This is a genomic window from bacterium, assembly GCA_035530055.1.
Classification (GTDB): domain Bacteria; phylum UBA6262; class WVXT01; order WVXT01; family WVXT01; genus WVXT01.
Genome location: DATKVN010000095.1, coordinates 38,682 through 59,695 on the forward strand (window position 1 = coordinate 38,682; position 21,014 = coordinate 59,695).

Consider the following 21,014-nt stretch of genomic DNA (forward strand, 5'->3'; position numbering starts at 1 on the left):
TCTTATCAGGGGAGGGGGAAGAACAGTAAACTTAAAGCATTTTCTTAAGTTTTATATGATATGAAAAGCATAAATATTCATTAAGATTTTGACAAATTTTTAAAGTAATTTATGAACTTTAATTATGGTATTTGGGAGTCCAGAATTTTGGAGTAGCGAAACTTGTTTCGCGTTAATAACGCAGAGCAAGCTCTGCTGCTCCAGTCTTTTGGAGTCCTCCCGAAAGGGAGGTTTTGGTAGAAGGGAACCTTGCTTTCGCAAGGACTCCAGGTATTTCGAATTTAGTTATTAGTGTTTTGAAAGGAGAAAAGAATGGTTAAACTTCAAAAGGAGCCTAAATTGAATAGTCCTTATCTGGTTGCAGCATGGCCGGGCATGGGGAATGTGGCATTAAAAGCAGCCACTTATTTAAGGGAGAAATTGAGGGCAGAAGAATTCGGAGAGATTGAAGCTGACGGATTCTTCCACCCCGTGAATGCTTCTATCCAGGGTAATATCATAGAAACACCGAAATTTCCCAAAAGCAAGTTCTACTACTGGAAAGACAGTAAGTCTCTGCATGACTTGGTGATATTTTTGGGCGAAGCTCAACCTTCCCAGGAAAAAGAGTATGAATTTGCTTGTGAAATTTTAGATTTGGCAGGAAAGTTTGGGGTGGAAAGAGTATATACTTTTGCAGCCATGCCTTCTGTTATGGAACATACCAACGAGCCCAAAGTTTGGGGAGTGGTAACTCATCCTTCCCTGGCAAAGGATTTAATAGATTACGGGGTCTCTTTGATGAACGAGGGGCAAATCAGCGGGATGAATGGGTTATTATTAGCAGTGGCCAAGGAGAAAGGATTTCAAGGCATCTGCTTGTTAGGTGAACTCCCCTATTATACTATCCAGATAGAGAATCCTAAATCCTCTAAGGCAGTTTTGGAAATCCTGTGTAAAATGCTAGGAATGGAAGTAGACACCTCAGAGCTCGATTACCAGGCAAAGCAAATAGAGGGAGGGATTGAAAAATTTGTCGATTACTTTAAACTCCAGGGAATGCATGAGCTAAAAAAACCAATAAGTGACGAGGAAATTGAGAAAATAAAAGAGGGCCTTAACGCCCACACCAGGATTCCAGATTCTGCTAAAGAGAAGATTCAAAAACTCTTCCAGGAAGCAAAAAAAGACATCTCCAAGGCAAGAGAATTAAAAGCAGAACTGGACAGATGGGATATATATAGGCAGTATGAAGATAAGTTCCTTGACCTGTTCAAGAAAGGTCACCATTAAAAAGTGACAGGCACTTTTTCGGTTCGGGAGTAAATTTTACGGGGACAAGCCTTTGGGCGACCATAAAGGTCGCCCCTACGCGACCAAAATCATTACGGGCATAAAGCCCTACACTACGAAGACCATTACTGTCTGAGTAGGTAAATATGAGACAAAAGAGTATTGCTACATATACTGTGGGATGTAAAGTTAACCAGTATGAGACAGCCCTTATTGAAGAAGAGTTAGCAGAGAGAGGGTTTAGGATAGTCCCCTTTTCTCAGACTGCCGATTATTATCTGATTAACACTTGCACCGTTACCCTGAGGACTGACCAGAAGTGCCGTGAGTATATCCGTTCTGCTCTCAAGAGAAACCGCAGGGCAAAAATAGTGGTTACAGGATGTTATGCCCAGAGGAGCTCCCAGGAGTTAAAAAGAATTTCTCCTCAATGTCAGGTCTTTGATAACTACCAGAAGAGGCATATTGCAGAATGTTTAGCAAAAGAAGCTTTTGCAATAGAAAAGACCAGAGAATCTCCCAAAAAGCTTAAATTGATAAGCAAGTTTCCTCACCACACTCGCGCCTTTGTAAAAATTCAGGATGGCTGCAGGTCTTTCTGTTCCTACTGCATCATTCCCTATGTGAGAAAGGAGGTTTCCTCCAGACCCATTAGTGAGGTGTTAAACGAAGTTAACAGGCTCTTGGATTCCGGGTATAAAGAGATTGTCCTTTGCGGCATCAATTTGGGGAGTTATCACCAGCTCATTCCTCTTCTGGAGAAGCTCAACTGTTTACCGGGGCTAGAGAGAATAAGAATTAGTTCAATTGAGCCTTTGCATATTAATGAAGAATTCATCGGAGCAATGAAGTCTCTTTCCAAAATATGCCACCATCTCCATATTCCCCTGCAGAGTGGCGATGACCATATGTTGAAGCTGATGAATCGGAAATACACGACTCAGGATTATCAAAAGATTATGGAAATGGTGCGCAAAAGTATCCCTGATGTGGGGATTTCTACTGATTTGATTGTGGGATTTCCTGGTGAAACAGAACGAAGATTTTACAATACTTATGATTTTGTGAACAAGATGAGTTTCTCTAAGATGCACATATTCAGGTTCTCTCCCAGGCCGGGCACTCTGGCCAGTAGATTACCCGGGAAAGTCTCTGCTTCTGAAATGAGATGGCGCAGCAGGATACTCGATAATTTAGAAAAAGAACTAAGAGAAAAATTTTACCGGGAATATTTGAACAAGGAACTAGTGATTCTCTTTGAACGAAAAGTGCAGGGAAAAAGGGAGAACGGAAGAGCCTTCCATTCCGGTTTCTCAGGTAACTACATTAGAGTCCTCGCCCCGGTAAGCGAGGCTGAGTTGAATAGGTTGATTTCTGTGAGGATTAACGATGTAAACTGTGAATTTGCCATAGGAGAGATTCTACATTGAGGGAAGACATAAGGAACTTTTCCATTATTGCCCATATAGACCATGGGAAGTCTACTCTTGCCGACAGGATTTTAGAGTTTACCAAGGCGGTAAGTGCCAGGGAGATGAGAGACCAGGTTCTGGACGATATGGACCTGGAGAGGGAGAAAGGAATTACCATAAAGGCAAAAGCAATCAGACTCGACTATGTTGCCAGTGATGGTAAGAAATATATTCTGAATCTAATTGATACCCCGGGACATGTCGATTTCACCTATGAAGTGGCACGGAGTCTTGTTGCCTGTGAAGGGACTCTTCTGGTTGTTGATGCTTGCCAGGGAGTTGAGGCCCAGACCCTGGCAAATGCCCATCTGGCTAAGGAAAATAATCTAAAGATTATTCCGGTGATAAATAAAATCGATTTACCAAATGCAGATATATTAAGTGTGAAACGTCAAATTATGAAGATTATGAATGTTGATGAGGGGGATATTCTTCAGACAAGTGCTAAGTTGGGAAAAGGGATAAAAGAGGTGCTGGAAGCGATTGTTCACCAGATTCCTCCTCCTCGTGGCTCTCCTGATGGACCACTTTCTGCACTGGTCTTCGACTCGGTCTTCGATCCTTACCGGGGAGCAGTTATATATGTAAGAGTATTCGATGGTACCCTACGCCAGGGAATGAAAATAGAGATGATGTCTACAGGAAAAGTTTTTGAAGTTAATGAACTGGGCGTGTTCCATCTAAAGATGGTATCTGCTCCCAGCCTTGAGGCTGGCGAAGTAGGGTATCTGGTTGCTGGTATAAAAGATATACATAGTGTGAAAATTGGAGATACAATTACCGACCCTTCGAGGCCAAAAGCAGAGCCTTATGGCAGGTTAAGGGAGGTAAAGCCTTTTGTCTTTTGTGGGCTCTACCCTGTGGATAGTGGAGATTACGAACATTTGAAGAAAGCTCTGGAAAGGCTCGGGCTAAACGATGCCTCATTTGAGTACCAGGCGGAGGATTCAGTGCTTGGCTATGGCTTTCGCTGTGGATTCTTGGGACTTCTGCACATGGATATAATCAGGGAGCGCCTGGAGAGAGAATATGACCTGGATCTGGTTATCACTGCTCCCAATGTGGTTTACCGAATAAAGAAAGTTAAGGGAGGAAAGAAAAAGAAAAAGGCTTCCCCGGAGGAAGAAGAGGAAACAGTTTATATAAATAACCCAGCCAACCTTCCGCCAGAAAATGAGATTGCCGAGATCGCCGAACCTTTCGTCAGGGTGACCATTATTCTGCCCGGTGAGTTTCTGGGAGGAGTAATGAAACTTATGGAGAAAAGAAGGGCAAAGTTTATTTCTATGAAATATATAAATCCTCAAAGAGTAATTTTGACTTACGAATTGCCCCTTGCGGAAATGATAGCCGGTTTCTATGACCGGTTGAAGTCGGTCAGCCGTGGATTTGCCTCTCTCGATTATCAGCATATCGGTTATAAGGCAGGAGATCTGGCAAAATTGGTAATACTGATAAATTACCAACCGGTGGAGGCCCTTTCTGTAATTCTTCCCCGGGAAAAGGCATTTTATCGAGCACAGAAAATTGCTAAGGAGTTAAAGGAAGTAATTCCCAGACAGCAGATTCCTGTGCCCATTCAAGCCAAAATCGAAAATAAAATCATTGCTCGGGAAACAATTAGAGCTTTCCGCAAGGATGTAATTGCCAAGTTATACGGCGGAGATATTACCAGAAAGAGGAAACTTCTGGAAAAACAGAAGGAAGGCAAGAAAAAAATGAAAAGATTAGGAAAAGTAGACATTCCCCAGGAGGCCTTTCTAACTTTCTTAAAATTTAATGAGGAGGAGTAAGGAAATGGTGTCCATTTTGTATTATCTAAGTACTGGTATAACAATTGTAGTTATACTTTTTATCTTCTTTAAGTTACCGGAAATGCAGACCGAGCTCAAAATGTTAATCGTTGCCGGAATTTTGGGTGTGGAGACTTTATTGCTTAGGTGGATTACCAAAAGGGCAAAGGAGAAGTTCCTAAATAAAGTTAACATGACCAAAGAGTGGGTGAACACCGGGCTTGTAGCAGTGGTATTAGCATGGGTAATAATGTCTTTTATTATTCAGGCATTTAAGATACCCTCTGGTTCTATGATGGATACACTTAAGATTGGAGACCACATTTTTGTAGCAAAATTTATTTACGGAGTCCATATTCCTTTCAGTAAGAAATACATCTTTCCCCTTCAGGAGCCCAAGCGAAAAGAAATAGTCGTATTTCAGTTTCCCCTTGACCCCAAGAAGGATTTCATTAAGCGATGTATCGGAGTCCCTGGCGATACAATTGAGATAAAAGATAAGAAAGTCTATGTTAATGGTGAACTACAGGAGGAAGAATACGCTATTTATACAGATGAAAAGGTTTATCCCAACTCTAGGCAGATGCCTCTTATGTATAGGAACCGTGACAATCTTGGCCCCCTTGTTGTTCCGGAAGATTTCTACTTTGTGATGGGTGACAACCGCGACCACAGTTATGATAGCCGTTTTTGGGGTCCCTTAGAGAGAGGGAGGATTAAAGGAAAAACGCTTTTCTTATACTGGCCACCAAAGAGGGTAAGGGTAATCAGATAAAAAAATGGGGTCAGTTCTATTTTTGAAAAATGTGAAAAATAGAGCTGACCCCATTTTCAGGCCGAGGGAAAGGGCGGGGAAAGAATGAAAAAAAGTAGCCTGTCCCCTTTTAAAATGAGTCTAATAGGGCATATGGAAGAACTGAGAAGAAGACTCATTATTTGCATCCTTACAGTTCTAGGGTGTTCAATCTTTAGTTACCTCTATTCTGATAAGATTCTCACCTTTTTGAAAAGGCCTTTCCCCCATCCCTTAGTGTTTATAGCACCGCAAGAACCGTTTATCATAACCTTGAAAGTTGCCATATTTGGTGGGATTATATTTGCTTTGCCGATGATAACTTATCAGGTCTGGCAATTTGTTTCCTCAGGTTTAAAAAAGAAAGAAAAGAGGTATTTACTCTTCTACAGTCCATTTTCGCTACTTCTATTCCTGAGTGGGGCAAGCTTTGCTTACTTTCTGGTCATTCCAGTAGGTTTAAGATTTTTGCTCAGTTTCGGTGGTAGTTTTTTGCAGCCCATGATTTCCATAAGCAAATACTTATCTTTCATTACTCTAATGATTTTTGCCTTTGGTATCGTCTTTGAGTTACCACTGGTGTTTCTGTTTCTGACCAGGATGGGCATAGTAACCCCCCAGTTTTTAGCAAAGAAAAGGAAGGTGTTCATTATAGCCATTTTTGTTTTAGCTGCCATTCTTACTCCACCCGATGTTTTCACTCAAATTCTCCTGGCAGTGCCTCTTTTGATTCTTTATGAAGTGAGCATCTGGCTTACAAAGATAGTCGCTCACTAGAGAGACGAAGGAAAAGTTTATATAAAAACCATAATTATAGGGGTATTTTAAGGATGAAAGGGGATTTTTATAGAAGGAAATTATCCAGGAGAGAATTTTTTAAAATGTGTGCTTTTAGCGGCGTTGCTCTGGCGTCGGTTCCTTTGCTCGTTGATATTTTGAAAGCTGCTGCCTCCAGGCCAAAAAGTGGCGAGAAAGGTTTTATTTCCCAGAGAGAGGCGATGTTTTACAAAAAGCTGGATGAAACGACAATTCAGTGTCAGCTTTGCCCCAGGAGGTGCACACTTTCAGAGGGAATGAGAGGATTCTGTCGTTCCAGGGAGCCACATGAAGGTAAGCATTATTCAATGGTATATGGTAATCCCTGTGCCATTCACGTTGACCCCATTGAGAAGAAACCTCTTTTCCACTTTTTGCCTCAAACAGCTGCCTTCTCCATTGCCACGGCTGGCTGTAATTTGCGGTGTAAATTCTGCCAGAATTGGCAGATTTCACAGTTCCCTCCCGAGGATACAGTAAATTATGAATTGCCTCCGGAAGGAGTAGTCGATTTGGCTATCAAATATGACTGTCCTACAATAGCTTATACGTATTCGGAACCTTCTATATTCTATGAATATATGTACGATACGGCTGTAATTGCCAGGGAGAGGGGAGTGAAGAACATCTATCACTCCAATGGATATCTCAACCCTGAACCTTTAAAGGAAATTTGCAAATATCTTGATGGAGCAAACGTAGACCTGAAAGGGTTTACTCAGAAATTTTATGGAGAACTTTGTGGAGCAACTCTTAAGCCTGTTTTGAATACCCTGGAAACGCTAAAAGAAGAAGGAGTGCATGTTGAGATTACTAACCTCATTGTCCCACCTTATAATGATGGTATGGAAAAGATAAAAGAGATGTGCTTGTGGATACGCGATAATTTAGGGAAGGAAGTGCCTCTCCATTTTTCCAGGTTCCATCCACTCTATAAATTAAAGAATCTCTCACCAACTCCTGTAAGCACATTGGAGAAAGCGAGAAAAGTGGCCCTGAAAGTGGGCTTGGAGTATGTATATATAGGAAATGTGCCTGGCCATCCTGGTGAGAATACCTATTGTCCCCAAGATGGAAAACTCCTTATCCACAGAAAGGGTTATCAAATCCTGGAGAATAATGTTGTTGGAGGAAAATGTAAATTTTGTGGCCAGCCAGTTCCAGGTGTATGGCCTGAAGAAAAGGTCAGGAAAAAGACAGAACTTCCCTCACTAAAAGTATCGAAATATTTAGGATAGGGAGAAGTGAAAAAATACCTCGTTTTGGGCTTGATTCTCATAGGCTTTACCTCCCTGGCCTCCCAGATTGTGTTAATGAGAGAGTTAATGGTTGTCTTTTATGGCAACGAACTCTCTCTAGGTATTACTCTGGCGGGTTGGCTATTCTGGGTAGCTATGGGAAGCTGGGGAATTGGCAGGTTCTTTGTTGAACGGATCAGATATAAACTTGCCTTTTTTGTTTTCGCAGAACTCCTTTTAGCATTATTCCTTCCTGCAAGTATTTTTGCTGCTCGAGCCATACCTCTCCTCCTCAAGACCTCACCCGGAGAAATCATCGGGTTTTTTCCCATGACATATTCGAGTCTGGCTATTCTTGCTCCTACATCCCTGCTTTTAGGGTTTCTCTTCGTTCTGGGATGTCGCATCTACTCACCCAAAGAGAGAGAAGGTCCAGAACATATCGGCTATGTCTACGTGCTGGAAGCAATAGGTGCTACAGCAGGTGGACTTCTCTCCAGCCTTCTTTTAATCCGGGTACTGCCGCCACTTTATATTATGCTGGGAATAGGTCTCCTTAATCTGGGAGTTGCCTTTTCCTTAACGTGGTTCCTGGAAGAAAAGAAGTCTCTTCTCCTTCTTCCAACTTCTATACTGATTCTTTTGAGCTTGAGTCTTTTTTCTTTTGGAAAAGTTGGAGACTTGCGTCAGGCTTCTCTGGAATTGCGCTGGAGAACTTACCATCCATTGACCTCTAGAAATTCTATATACGGAAACATTACTGTTATCCAGAAGGATAACACCTATAGTTTCTTCAACAATGGACTTTATAACTTTACCGTTCCCGATGAGTTGACCAGTGAGAGAATTGCACATTTTGCCCTTCTGGAGCATCCACAACCAAGAAAGGTTTTACTTATTGGTGGAGGGGTAAGTGGGGTTTTAAAGGAAATTCTCAAACATCCTGTAGAAAAAGTCGACTACCTGGAATTGGATCCTCTAATGATTACCCTGGCAAAAGAGTACCTCTGTTCCACAGAAGAGTATGCCTTGAATGATAGGCGAGTGGAGGTGAAAAATATAGATGGTCGATTGTTCATTAAGCGAACTTCCAGTAAGTATGACCTTATTATCGTCAATCTTCCCCAGCCCTTTACCGCCCAGATAAATAGATTCTATACTTTCGAATTTTTTAAAGACGCAAGAAAAATCTTAAAAGAGAAAGGAATACTCTTTTTTGGAATTACTTCCTCGCCCAATTACATCAGTGAAGAGCAACGAAATCTTCTGGTTTCGCTTAATGAATCCTTAAAGAAGGTTTTTGCTGAAGTGAGAGTTATTCCCGGAGATACCAATTACTTTTTGGGCTGTAAGAGTAAGGGAGTTCTTACTCTCGATTATCAGAGACTTATGGAAAGGCTAAATGAGAGAAAAGTGAAAGCAAAATATGTCCGGGAATACTATTTGGCGAGCGAGTTATCGGATGAAAGGATTGACTATCTGGAAGGGAAACTTCTGCCTTTACCAAAGGTTATGCTCAATTACGACTTTCGTCCCATATCTTACTATTATGATATGGTGCTCTGGTCTACACATTTCAAGTTCTCTCTGGCAAGAATTTTTAAGAAAATTTCTCCCAAAGTAATCTATATTGCTGCCATCTTAATCTACTGCGCCATTCTTCTACCCATCTGGTTGAGAAAGTCAAGAGACGAAGTTCGGCCTGTAGCTGTTCTTACTGCTGTGGCAACCACAGGGTTTGCCGAGATAACGTTCCAAGTTTTAACTTTGCTTTCCTTTCAGATTATCTACGGTTATGTATACTATAAATTGAGCATAATTCTTACATCCTTTATGATTGGGCTAATTTTTGGTGGCTGGTGGGCCAGCAAAATTATCGAAAAAGGTCAGGGCAATTTTATGAATTTCATACAGGCTCAGATTTATATATGCATTTATCCCCTGATTCTCCCCTTCATATTTTTAGGTTTTGCTGGCTCATCGGGAAAATTTAGTACATATCTGGGTTCAAACATTATCCTGCCTTTTCTTCCCATAATTGCTGGTTTCATTGGCGGATTCCAATTTCCCCTGGCCAATAAATTATATCTTCAATCCAGGGGAGGATTGGTAAGGGCAGCGGGACTTACTTATGGTGTTGACCTTTTCAGTTCCTGCCTGGGCGCTCTTTTGGTGAGCGTTTTTCTTCTGCCGATTCTGGGTATTCCCGCGGTCTGTTTGATGGTGGCGCTTTTGAATCTGGTAAGCCTGGTTCTTCTTTTGAGAGGAGCTGGGAGTACTTTGAGGACATTATCATGAGTGATATTTTTGAAAAAAAATTTTCCCGAAGGGAATTCTTGAAAATGGTATCTCTCCTGGGGACCACTGTTTTCCTGGGGAACTTTCTTCCTTTAAAACAGCGGGCAAAAACTTCTGCTGTTTTAGTTGGTATAGCCAGAGGTGATTCAATAGCCGATTCGGTTCGCCGGGCTATAAACTTAGCCGGTGGGTTAGATTTCATCAAATCGGGAGAGTCTGTCCTGATTAAGCCAAACGTTAATTCCGATGACCCCCATCCTGGAACAACCAACCCAGAGGTAGTATTCGAGGTGGTGAACATGGTCAGGGAGAAAGGAGCCAAAAGAATAATCGTTGCCGACCGTTCAAATCCCTGGTGGGATACTTTAAAAGCGATGAAGAAAGTAGGTATATATGAAGCTGCTGTTAAAGGAGGCGCGGAGGTAGTCGTTTTCAGTAAAGGAGATTATGTAAAAGTTAATCCAGAAAATTCTTACCATTGGCCCAATGGATTTCGCATACCCAAGTTGGTGAAACAGGTTGACCACATAATTAGCCTGCCAGTAGCAAAGACTCATATTATTGCTGACTTCACTATGGGCATAAAAAATTGGGTAGGCTTGATACCTCCTTCTGACAGAAAATATCTTCATCTTGAAAAGAAAGACTATTTTGCTAGCATGCTCAGCGAGATTCACTTGGCAAGGAAACCTTCCTTTTTGGTGATGGATGCCACAAAGGTCTTCGTTTCCGGTGGACCTTCTCATGGAGATATAGCTCGGCCCGGTTTGGTAATGGCCACCTCGGATTTAGTGGCTAATGATGTTACTGGGCTGGCGTTACTTAAGACACTGGGTACCATTGAGGAAATTCAGAAGAAGAGTGTTTGGGACCAGCCCCAAATCAAAAGAGCAGTTGAATTAGGCTTGGGCATAAACAGTCCTTCTGAAATTATCCTCAAGACATATGGTATCCCTGAAGAAGAGAAGATTCGAAAACAATTGCTAAGCTAAAATTTTTCCGTCACTCTGTCCCGTCCCGAAACCGGAACGGGGTCGGGAAAGGGCGACCAACCAGTAGGCTGGAGTCCTTGCGAAAGCAAGGTCGTATACCTCCCGCCCTTTCGGGCGGACTCCAAATGCATAGAGCTATCTGGTTGGGCACTCTTTAGAGTGCCACTTCTATTCGCGGATAACCAAACTTCCGCTTTAGTGGAAGTAATTTTATACTTGACAAAATTAGTCAGATTTGTTAAATTATTTTAGGAATTAATTTATGTAGAAAGTCAGATATGGAAAATGTAGTCTAAGGAAGAAAAGGAGTGAGGAATCGTGTTATTATCCAGTAAGGGAGAGTATGGAGTAAGGTGCATGCTCGACCTTGCCCTCCACTATGGTCAGGGGCCGGTTTCTATCCGAGACATATCTAAGCGAGAGGGAATTTCCAAGAATTACATTGAACAACTGTTTGTCCGTCTTCGGCATGCCAAACTAATTAAGAGTGTCCGTGGTCCGAAGGGAGGCTATTTATTAACCTCTCAGCCAGGAGGGATTAAAGTTGGTGATATTGTTAGGGCTCTGGAGGGGCCTATAGCTGCAGCGCATTGTGTCCAGCCGCAAAATTCGAAAGATTTATGTGAACGCATTTCTACCTGTGTTCCTTATGTCTTATGGAAAAGATTAACCAACAAGATAAACGAAGTGCTGGACAGCGCCACGTTAGAGGACTTATGTAGAGAGGGCGTGAAACTTTCAAAGCACAGATTGGTCCATCCCCTTCCCTTTCAAATTTAAAATCTGAAATTAAGCCTTATACAGAAGGAGCAAAAAATGGCAACTCAACAATATAGCCAGAAAGTAATGGAACATTTTATGCATCCCAGGAATGTAGGACAGATCGAAAATCCTGATGGAGTTGGCCATGTAGGCAATCCTATATGCGGAGATATTATGGAACTCTATATTAAGGTTAAGGACAATATAATCGTTGATGCCAAGTTTAAGACCTTTGGTTGTGGAGCAGCTATTGCCACAAGCTCCATGGTTACTGAATTAGTCAGAGGGAAAACTATTGAACAGGCGCTGGAGATATCGAATAAGACTGTGGCTGAAGCGCTGGACGGTTTGCCTCCGGTAAAGATGCATTGCTCTATGCTGGCTGAGGAAGCCTTGAAATTGGCGATAGAGGACTATCGTAAGAAACAGAAGAAGGACAAAGTTTAAAAGATAGTTAGTTCACCCAACCCCTACACAGGGGCTGGGTTCATCATCAAGGAATTTCTTAATTTGGAAAGGTCTGGAGTCCTCCCGAAAGGGAGGTGAAAAATGACTCTGACCCCTTTTTCTAAGGGAGGGATATGTTTAAAACTATTAAAGAGGATATTCGGATAGTCTTTGAGAAGGATCCGGCAGCAAAGAACATTCTCGAGGTAATACTGTGCTATCCTGGACTCCATGCTTTGTGGTTTCATCGAATTGCCCATTTCTTCTATAAAAAGAAAGAGTATGTGATAGCCCGTTTAATTTCTCACATCAGTCGCTGGATTACGGGAGTAGAGATTCATCCGGGAGCAACTATTGGAGGAAAATTTTTCATCGACCACGGAATGGGCGTGGTAATAGGCGAGACTACAGAGATTGGAAACAATTGTCTCCTTTATCAGGGTGTGGTGCTGGGAGGAACGAGCCCGGAGAAAAAGAAGCGCCACCCTACTCTGGGAGACAATGTAGTTGTAGGTGCAGGAGCTACGTTGTTGGGAGCAATCAAAATTGGAGAAAATGCTCGTATCGGAGCGGGATCAGTGGTTCTAAGCGATATTCCCCCGGGAGCAACTGTGGTGGGAATACCGGGAAGGGTTGGTCTGGGTTTCAGTGGAAAAGAGATCCAGGAGCTGGAACACTCAAAACTTCCAGACCCGGTTGCCGATGCTATTCGCTTTGTTTTGAAAGAACAGGACTTGTTGGAGAAAAGGCTGAGTAAATTAGAGAATTTAGAAGGCGTTACTGGCGAAATAGATAAATATGTTGAGAAGAAAAAGAAAGAAATAGAAAAAGAATTTACTGAGAAGAGAAATAAGAATGAGTCTTAAAGTGGCAGATAACGTTTTAGAATTGATTGGTTCCACTCCCTTGATTAAGCTAAATCGTATTAGAGGTGGTCGGGGAGCTCATATTCTGGCAAAACTTGAATTAGCAAATCCTGGAGGAAGCGTTAAGGATAGAATTGGACTTTCTATGGTGGAAGCGGCGGAAAGGAATAGCTATTTAAAGAGAGGAGCAACCATTGTTGAACCTACAAGCGGGAATACGGGGATTGGTTTGGCATTAGTGTCTGCAGTGAAAGGATATAAGCTTGTTCTGGTAATGCCGGACAGTATGAGTGTCGAACGGAGAAAATTATTTCAGGCGTATGGAGCAAAAATTGTTCTCACCCCTGGAAGTCAAGGGATGCTGGGAGCAGTAAGGAAGGCCGAGGAGTTGGTCAGGGGAAACCGAGATTATTTTATGCCTCAGCAGTTCAATAATCCTGCCAATCCCCATATCCATTATAAGACCACAGGCGAGGAAATCTGGAAGCAGACCAGGGGAAGAATAGATGCTTTTGTAGCAGGAGTGGGAACAGGAGGCACTTTAACTGGCGTGGGAAGATTGTTGAAAAGGAAGAAGCCAGGAATAAAAATTGTTGCCGTGGAACCAAAGGGCTCCGCAGTCTTATCGGGAGGCAAGCCCGGTCCACATAAAATTCAAGGGATTGGAGCAGGATTTATACCAGAAGTTCTGGAGAGGGATTTATTGGATGGTGTTATTAAAGTTAAGGAAGAAGATGCAAAGAGAATAGCTAAGAGATTAGCGAGAGAGGAAGGGTTGCTGGTGGGAATCTCCTCTGGAGCCAATGTTTGGGCCTCTTTGCAGGTTGCCAAGAAGTTAGGTAAAGGTAAAACAGTGGTTACTATCCTGGCTGATACTGGCGAGAGATATTTAAGTACCGACCTTTTTAAGTGAGTAGTGTAGGGCTTTATGCCCGTAATGGTTTTGGTCGCGTAGGGGCGACCTTTATGGTCGCCCAAAGGCTTGTCCCCGTAAAAATTACGCCCATAAAGGGCTACACTACTCATAAATTTTAGGATGTTTTGAAATGGAAGAAAAAGGAAAAGTAGTAAAAATTGATAATGGAGTGGCTCAGGTAGAGATGGAACGGACTTCTGCTTGTGGACGATGTGGGATATGCCTGCAGAGTTCTGGGGATAAACCGATTTTATACGCAGAAGATTCTTTAGGAGCCCGCCCTGGGGATGAGGTACTGGTTTCTGTAGAGAGTAAACAGGTATTAAAGGCAGCGTTTCTTATCTATCTTTTTCCGCTGGTTGGCTTAATTGGTGGATATTTTCTGGGTCGAGCTGTATTGGGAACGGAGAGGACAGGCATTATTTTTGCAGGGCTAGGGTTTTTTACTACCCTCTTCCTCCTCTACCAATACGATAAGAGATTGAAGGCTCAAAAGAGTAAGGAAGCAAAAATTGTTCAAATAGTCAAAGGATAAAGAAATTGAATATACTTGAAATTCTTTCGGGAATATTTTTAGAAAAGATAAAATAAAAAGGAAAATAGAATGAAAAGAATATATCTTGACCACGCAGCTACTACGCCTGTCCATCCACAAGTAGCCGAAGCCATGGTTCCTTACTTCAGTAAAGATTTCGGTAACCCTTCCACCCTCTACTCTTATGGAAGAGAAGCTAAAGGAGCCCTGGAAGAGGCGAGAGCAAAAGTAGCTCGACTGATAGGGGCTAAACAGCCGGAAGAGATTGTTTTCACCAGCGGTGGAACCGAGGCTGACAATTTCGCATTATGTGGGATAGCTTGGGCCAATCAGAAGAAAGGAAACCATATTATTACCACTTCCATTGAGCACCACGCGGTAATTAATGCCTGCAAGTTTCTGGAAAAAAGAGGATTTAAAGTTACTTATCTTTCGGTAGATAAGAATGGACTGGTAGACCCTCTGGAAGTAACGAAAGCAATTACTGATGGAACTATATTAGTATCAGTAATGCACGCTAATAATGAAATCGGCACAGTGGAACCGATAGAAGAGATTGCAGAGATTGCCAAGGAGAAAGGAATATATTTTCACACAGACGCAGTTCAGACCGTTGGGCACCTTCCCACAGATGTGGATAAATTTAAAGTAGACTTATTGGCAATGTCTGCACATAAACTATATGGACCCAAGGGAGTGGGAGCTCTGTATATCAGGAAAGGCACAAAGATAGTTCCTTTTCTCTATGGTGGCGAACAGGAGAATAAACGCCGGGCAAGCACAGAAAATGTTGCTGGAATTGTGGGATTTGGGGAGGCCTGTTCACTCGCTCAAAAAGATATGGCAGAGGAAGAAAAAAGCTTAACTTATTTAAGAGATAAATTAATAGAAGATATATTGAAAAGAATTAAACACAGTAGACTTAATGGTCATCCTAAAAAGAGACTTCCGGGAAATGTAAATGTGAGCGTAGAAGGTGTAGAAGGTGAATCCATGCTTCTGAATTTAGATTTAGCAGGAGTCTGTGCTTCCAGTGGTTCAGCCTGTACCTCCAGCATCCTGGAACCATCTCACGTTCTAAAAGCTATTGGTATCTCTCCTGAAGTGGCCCATAGTTCGCTTCGCTTCACTTTAGGAAAGGAGAACAATGAAGAAGATGTTAATTATGTTCTTAAAGTCTTACCCGAGATAGTGGAAAAGTTGCGTAGTATGTCGCCCATCTATCAAAAAGAGAAATAGAATTCAGTCAAAAAAGCCTTGTAAAATAAAGGAAAAAATCTTTCATAAGTGGGGAAGGAATATATTTTTGTAGGTTCAAGAGATATATATAAATTTATTCCTCCCCCTTAAATGGGGGAGGATAAAGGTGGGGGTGAAATTGGGTAAGAAGTTAGTTAATACTGGAAGGAATCTTAGAAAAAATTCTACTGAGGTAGAAAGACATTTATGGAGATATTTAAGAAGAAATCAGTTAGAAGGATTTAAATTCCGACGGCAACAACCGACAGGAAGATATATAGTGGATTTCGTTAATTTTAAAAGAAAGATTGTAATAGAGGTAGATGGCGGACAACATGCAATTGGAAATACAAAAGATAGGAAAAGAGATAAGTGGTTAAGGGAGGAAGGGTTTGAGGTTCTAAGGTTTTGGGATAATGATGTTCTTAAAAATATAGAAGGTGTTTTAGAAGTTATAAGGGACAAACTCTTACTATCCCCTCACCCTAACCCTCTCCCACAAGGGGAGAGGGAATAAAACAAAGATTTTTGACAATATTTTCAGTAAAAAAAGGAGAAGAATATGGTAAAGAAACTATTTGCACCAGTGGGAGAAAAAGAGGTTACACGAGCTATTGTAGATGAGTTTGCCAAACAGTTTTCCCAGTATGTGGAAAGCGATTGTCTTATTATAGGTGGTGGGCCCAGTGGATTAATGGCCGGGAAGGAACTGGCCACTCGTGGACTTAAAATTTTAATTGTAGAGAGAAATAATTATCTTGGTGGGGGTTTCTGGATTGGCGGGTACTTAATGAATAAGATAACCGTGAGAGAACCTGCACAGAAAGTCCTGGAAGAACTGGCTGTGCCGTATAAGGAAGTAAGCAAGGGGCTCTATGTAGCAGATGGACCTCATGCTTGTTCCAAACTTATTGGAGCTACCTGTGACAGTGGTGTGAAGTTTGCCAATATGACTGTTTTTGACGACCTCGTGCTCCGTGAGGGAGGTAAAGTGAATGGTGCTGTGATTAACTGGACGCCTATATCTTATTTACCTCGTGAGATTACCTGCGTTGACCCTGTGGCCTTAGAAGCCAAAATGGTGATTGATGCCACTGGACACGATGCCTCGGCAGTGAGAAAATTGGAAGAGAGAGGACTAATAAAAATAAAGGGTATGGGAGCAATGTGGGTAGAGAGGTCTGAGAACCTGGTAGTGGAACATACTGGGGAAGCCTATCCTGGCCTTGTGGTAGTGGGTATGGCTGTGGCTACTACTTATGGTCTTCCCCGCATGGGACCTACTTTTGGAGCAATGCTTCTTTCGGGAAAGAGAGGGGCAGAGGTAGTATTGGAAAAGTTGGGTATAAAAAAGAGATGAAAATTTTCCTTTATGATGGTGGCAAGACTGAAGCTTTAGATATCGGGGAAATAGCCCGGTATCTTAAGGAGAACTCAGGTGGAGCCAAGGTTGAGGTTAGAGGCGATTTTATTGGTCAGGTTACAAAAGGAATGGAGGATTCCTCCCTGAGAGAGTTGGCTGAAGAGATAGCCAGATGTAAAATTCGAGACCTTCGTAGTTACCATTCTACTTTTGATCCACTCACTGCTGAGGTAGAATACGAGAAAAGGAGACTGCAAGATTCAGAGAATAGAAGTTTGGGCATACTTTATGACGGCTTCAAGCTCCAGACATTATATCAGGACTTGATAACAGAAGAAGAACGCAATTGGCATTGTCTGGCGATTATTTTTACAGACCAATTATTCGGAACCTGGGATGAACATAACCGTCGTTACCATGCCCGGGTAAGCGTGTATGGATTTCCCACCATTATTTCCACTACGGGTATCGTGGAAGCTCCAGCTAAACCCAGGGAATTCTATTTACAGAAACAATGGGGAATTGATACAATTACCCTGAAGAAAAGATTTAAAGATAAGTTTATAGACTACGACGACACGCGGCTGACTGAAGTAATGAAAGGCTACTGTATACAGTCTCTATTTTTTTACATATCGGGCGAGCCTTTTTGTGAAGATAATAAATGTAGACTCTATAACGCACACTGGCAGGAAGAGGTAATAAATGCCCAGCTTGCCAGGCCCGAATTTTGCAAAAAACACGAGATGCTAATCAACAACATCAGGAATGGCAGACTGAAAATTAACCATTAAAAGATTCATCCAGCTCCTGAGACCCTGATTTTTGCAGGGGCTGGATTCACATAAGGAGGAATGAATGCCTAAAACTTTTGCAGAGATTAATGAAAAGATTAGAAATGGCGAAGCAGTGGTGGTAACTGCTGAAGAGGTTATCGACCTTGTAAAAGAAAAGGGAGAAAAAAAGGTTGCTAAGGAAGTAGACGTGGTAACCACAGCTACCTTTGGTCCAATGTGTTCCTCTGGAGCTTTACTGAATTTTGGGCATAGCGATCCGCCAATAAAGATGCAGAAGGTGTGGCTGAATGATGTTCCAGCTTATGCGGGGGTGGCGGCAGTTGATGCTTATATTGGAGCAACTGAGCTTTCTGAAACCAAATGGATGGAATATGGCGGAGCACATGTGATTGAGGATTTGATTTCAGGCAAAAAGGTGAGGCTTAGAGCTACTTCGTATGGAACGGATTGTTATCCCAGAAAAGAATTCGACTCTTACATTACCTTAGACTCGATCAATCAGGCAATTCTTTTTAATCCCAGGAATGCTTATCAAAATTATTCAGTAGCTACTAACTCATCGGATAGAACAATCTATACATATATGGGTATTCTCTTGCCCAACTTTGGTAATGCAAATTATTGTAACTGTTCACAGCTCTCACCTTTAATTAATGACCCCTTATATCGCACTATCGGTGTGGGAACCAGGATATTTCTCGGTGGAGCACAGGGTTACATTGCCTGGGAAGGCACACAACATAATCCCCGCCAGAAGAGGGATGAGAAAACTAAAATACCGATAGCTCCTGCAGGAACCCTGTGTTTGATAGGCAATTTGAAAGAGATGAGCCGCGATTTTCTAAGGGCAGCAATCTTCTACAAGTATGGTGTTACCCTTACAGTAGGGGTGGGGATACCCATTCCTATTCTCGATGAAGAGATGGCACATTTTGTCTCCATCTCCGATGAGGAGATATATACTACAATACTTGATTACAGTGTCCCCAGAAGAGAAAAACCAAATCTGGGCAGAGTAAGTTATAAAGAGTTAAGAAACGGGGAAATTGAAATAAAAAAGAAGAGGGTTCCTACTGCACCACTCTCCAGTCTTTACAAAGCCAGGGAGATAGCTCAGATTCTGAAAGAGTGGATTAAAAAAGGGAAGTTCTTCTTACAAGAGCCCATTCAACGGTTACCGGTGGATGAGAAATTTAAGCCTTTAGATATTAGACGTTAATGGAGTAGCGAAACTTGTTTCGCGATAATAACGCAGAGCAAGCTCTGCTACTCCTCTTAATCGTTGTAGGCAATAAGGAGGTTTACATGGCAAAAAAGAGGATAGTGTTAACTTTTCCTCCCGAATTGGTTGACCAACCGATAATTTACCGCCTGGTTAAAGATTACGATTTAGTTCCAAATATCCTACGCGCTCAGGTCACACCTAAAGAGGAAGGAAAAATGGTACTGGAGTTGGAAGGGGGCAAGGAAGGAATTAACAAGGGTCTGAAATATCTGGAAGACATAAAAGTTGATGTCCAGCCACTGGCTAAGGATATAAAACTGGATGAACAGGAATGTACTTCGTGTGGGGCATGTATAGCTGTGTGCAGTCCTAAGGCGCTGTCCATGAATAAAGAGAGCTGGAAATTGGAATTCGATCGGAACAGATGCCTCCTCTGTGGTCTCTGTGTACTCGCTTGCCCTCTTGGGGTCATTCAGGTAGAGTTCGAATAATAAGAAAAGGAGTAGCAGGCTTTAGTCTGCATAAGAGAGTATTGTATTATGAAAAGAGTAGTAGTAGCAATGTCTGGCGGAGTCGATTCCTCGACTACAGCGGCAATACTAAAAGACGAAGGATACGATGTAATCGGGATATTTATGTACCTTTATCCTTTTTGTGAGGAGACTCATCATCCATCCTTCCGACGGAATCGCTGTTGTAGTTTACAGGGGGTCAATGATGCCCGGAGTGTAGCACTCAAGTTGAAAATCCCCTTTTATGTCCTGAATTTCCAGAAGGAATTTCAGGAGAAGGTTGTCGACCATTTCTGCCAGGAGTACCGGAGAGGTAGGACTCCCAATCCCTGTATTCTCTGTAATCAGGAGATAAAATTCAGGCTCCTATTGGAAAAAGCAGAAAAGTTAGGAGCTCAATATTTAGCCACAGGCCATTATGCCAGAATAGAAAAGAACTCCCGAGGATATCTTTTGAAAAAAGGAGTAAAAGGGAACGGAGAACAATCCTATTTCTTATATACTTTCACACAAGAGCAGATGGCACGAATTTTAATGGTTTTGGGAGGTTACGGGAAGGAAGAGGTGCGAAAGATTGCCAAAAAATTCGGTTTACCTGTAGCTGATAAAGAAGCAAGTCAAGAAATCTGTTTTATAGATGGAGATTATCGAAAATTTTTATCTTCCCACTTCCCTTCTGTTCCCGGAGAGATAGTTGATGTTAAGGGAAATGTTCTGGGTAAGCACCAGGGTGTAGCTTGTTATACTGTTGGTCAAAGGAGAGGAATCGGAGCTTATGGAAGACCTTTTTACGTAATTTCCATCGACCCTGAGCATAACAGGATTGTAGTAGGTCCTGAACAGGAACTATTTTCTCAGGAACTTATTGCAAAGGATTTGCACTTTATATCACCAGAAGAAATAAAAGGGGACCTGCAGGTAGTAGCTAAAATAAGATATAACCACGTGGGGGAGGAAGCAGTAGTATCTCCTATGGGTGACGGCAAAGCGTTAGTCAGATTCAGAAGGCCCGTGCGCTCAGCTACTCCTGGTCAGGCGGTAGTTTTTTATGATGGAGATGTGGTTCTGGGAGGAGGAACGATAGAGAAAATAGTTAAATTCCCCTCACTTCAGTCCTCTACCCAGAGGGGAGAGGAAATAACTTTAAGGAGATTATAGTGAAAATTTTTGTTACTGTTTCTTTGATATTCTTTTCGGCTATTTTCTGTTTTGCTAAAGAGTCTTCTCCCATTCTGTATAATTCTTTCGACGGTATACCTATAGGAGCCAAGCCGGGAGGAATGGGAGAGGCGTTTGTTGCTTTAGTGAACAACGCCGATGCTCCTTACTGGAATCCTGCGGGACTGATTTTCTTAGAGAGTAATCTATATACTTTTATGTTTGACCTGGCAAGGAGTAAAGCGAAAGGAGAGAATGTTGTAGAGAGAGAACCCTTGCAGGGCAAGCGGTTCACTTATTTATCTTTTTGTAGTAGTCTGGGAGCGTTAAGCTGGCGACCGTTATCCAATTTTAGAGAAGAAGATAGCGTCTTGTACTCCGAGCGAGAGATTAACATTAACAAATACACGCTTTCCTTTGCTATTCCCTATAGTCCAGAAGTTTCTTTCGGGATGAATATAAACTATCTGCATGGCTCGCTGGGAATTGCTCAAGAGGTCCCTTCACCTCAGGCGAACAT

At 42.1% G+C, this 21,014-nt stretch carries 21 protein-coding genes; all 21 read left to right on the top strand.

The genetic code is table 11. The features are described from left to right. Window positions 1-312: 312 nt before the first annotated feature. Complete coding sequence (locus VMW39_07425) at window positions 313-1,272, top strand: PAC2 family protein (GenBank protein HUW23844.1); 960 nt, start codon at window positions 313-315, stop codon at window positions 1,270-1,272. 146 nt (window positions 1,273-1,418) lie between these two features. Next, window positions 1,419-2,702, top strand: a complete 1,284-nt coding sequence (gene mtaB, locus VMW39_07430; GenBank protein HUW23845.1) for a tRNA (N(6)-L-threonylcarbamoyladenosine(37)-C(2))-methylthiotransferase MtaB — start codon at window positions 1,419-1,421, stop codon at window positions 2,700-2,702. Next, window positions 2,699-4,537, top strand: coding sequence for a translation elongation factor 4 (lepA, locus tag VMW39_07435; protein ID HUW23846.1), 1,839 nt, complete (start codon window positions 2,699-2,701; stop codon window positions 4,535-4,537). The genes mtaB and lepA overlap by 4 nt, the downstream gene beginning before the upstream one ends. Before the next feature lie 4 nt (window positions 4,538-4,541). Beyond that, window positions 4,542-5,312: a signal peptidase I gene (lepB, locus tag VMW39_07440; GenBank protein ID HUW23847.1), complete on the top strand. Its 771-nt coding sequence runs from the start codon at window positions 4,542-4,544 to the stop codon at window positions 5,310-5,312. A gap of 84 nt (window positions 5,313-5,396) precedes the next feature. Beyond that, a complete protein-coding gene (gene tatC / locus VMW39_07445; GenBank protein ID HUW23848.1) occupies window positions 5,397-6,107 on the top strand; it encodes a twin-arginine translocase subunit TatC in 711 nt (236 codons plus the stop codon). Between the two features lie 53 nt (window positions 6,108-6,160). Beyond that, entirely contained in the window at window positions 6,161-7,384 is a 1,224-nt protein-coding gene (gene amrS / locus VMW39_07450) for an AmmeMemoRadiSam system radical SAM enzyme (GenBank protein ID HUW23849.1), read from the top strand. A 6-nt stretch (window positions 7,385-7,390) separates the two neighbouring features. Further along, window positions 7,391-9,682, top strand: coding sequence for a fused MFS/spermidine synthase (locus VMW39_07455; GenBank protein ID HUW23850.1), 2,292 nt, complete (start codon window positions 7,391-7,393; stop codon window positions 9,680-9,682). Then, entirely contained in the window at window positions 9,679-10,674 is a 996-nt protein-coding gene (locus VMW39_07460; GenBank protein ID HUW23851.1) for a DUF362 domain-containing protein, read from the top strand. Before VMW39_07455 ends, VMW39_07460 begins: the two co-directional genes overlap by 4 nt. A 318-nt stretch (window positions 10,675-10,992) precedes the next feature. After that, entirely contained in the window at window positions 10,993-11,454 is a 462-nt protein-coding gene (locus tag VMW39_07465) for an Rrf2 family transcriptional regulator (protein HUW23852.1), read from the top strand. 36 nt (window positions 11,455-11,490) lie between these two features. Beyond that, a complete protein-coding gene (gene nifU / locus VMW39_07470; protein HUW23853.1) occupies window positions 11,491-11,883 on the top strand; it encodes a Fe-S cluster assembly scaffold protein NifU in 393 nt (130 codons plus the stop codon). A gap of 134 nt (window positions 11,884-12,017) precedes the next feature. After that, on the top strand, window positions 12,018-12,749 hold the full coding sequence (cysE, locus tag VMW39_07475) for a serine O-acetyltransferase (protein HUW23854.1): 732 nt from the start codon (window positions 12,018-12,020) through the stop codon (window positions 12,747-12,749). Beyond that, complete coding sequence (gene cysK, locus VMW39_07480) at window positions 12,739-13,662, top strand: cysteine synthase A (GenBank protein HUW23855.1); 924 nt, start codon at window positions 12,739-12,741, stop codon at window positions 13,660-13,662. The genes cysE and cysK overlap by 11 nt, the downstream gene beginning before the upstream one ends. A 133-nt stretch (window positions 13,663-13,795) precedes the next feature. Further along, a complete protein-coding gene (locus VMW39_07485) occupies window positions 13,796-14,200 on the top strand; it encodes a SoxR reducing system RseC family protein (protein ID HUW23856.1) in 405 nt (134 codons plus the stop codon). A gap of 69 nt (window positions 14,201-14,269) precedes the next feature. Continuing rightward, on the top strand, window positions 14,270-15,439 hold the full coding sequence (gene nifS / locus VMW39_07490) for a cysteine desulfurase NifS (GenBank protein ID HUW23857.1): 1,170 nt from the start codon (window positions 14,270-14,272) through the stop codon (window positions 15,437-15,439). Between the two features lie 139 nt (window positions 15,440-15,578). Next, window positions 15,579-15,956, top strand: coding sequence for an endonuclease domain-containing protein (locus tag VMW39_07495; protein ID HUW23858.1), 378 nt, complete (start codon window positions 15,579-15,581; stop codon window positions 15,954-15,956). Window positions 15,957-16,001: 45 nt separating this feature from the next. Beyond that, complete coding sequence (locus VMW39_07500; protein HUW23859.1) at window positions 16,002-16,799, top strand: sulfide-dependent adenosine diphosphate thiazole synthase; 798 nt, start codon at window positions 16,002-16,004, stop codon at window positions 16,797-16,799. Beyond that, the gene (locus VMW39_07505) at window positions 16,796-17,596 is read left to right on the top strand and encodes a DUF6775 family putative metallopeptidase (protein HUW23860.1); all 801 of its coding nucleotides are present in this window, start codon (window positions 16,796-16,798) and stop codon (window positions 17,594-17,596) included. The genes VMW39_07500 and VMW39_07505 overlap by 4 nt, the downstream gene beginning before the upstream one ends. A 64-nt stretch (window positions 17,597-17,660) precedes the next feature. Continuing rightward, window positions 17,661-18,818, top strand: coding sequence for a homocysteine biosynthesis protein (locus VMW39_07510; protein ID HUW23861.1), 1,158 nt, complete (start codon window positions 17,661-17,663; stop codon window positions 18,816-18,818). 86 nt (window positions 18,819-18,904) lie between these two features. Further along, entirely contained in the window at window positions 18,905-19,315 is a 411-nt protein-coding gene (locus tag VMW39_07515; protein ID HUW23862.1) for an NIL domain-containing protein, read from the top strand. A gap of 48 nt (window positions 19,316-19,363) precedes the next feature. Next, the gene (gene mnmA / locus VMW39_07520) at window positions 19,364-20,494 is read left to right on the top strand and encodes a tRNA 2-thiouridine(34) synthase MnmA (GenBank protein HUW23863.1); all 1,131 of its coding nucleotides are present in this window, start codon (window positions 19,364-19,366) and stop codon (window positions 20,492-20,494) included. Next, window positions 20,494-21,014: hypothetical protein (locus VMW39_07525; GenBank protein ID HUW23864.1), on the top strand; the 521-nt coding region annotated here is incomplete at its 3' end. The genes mnmA and VMW39_07525, both read left to right, overlap by 1 nt.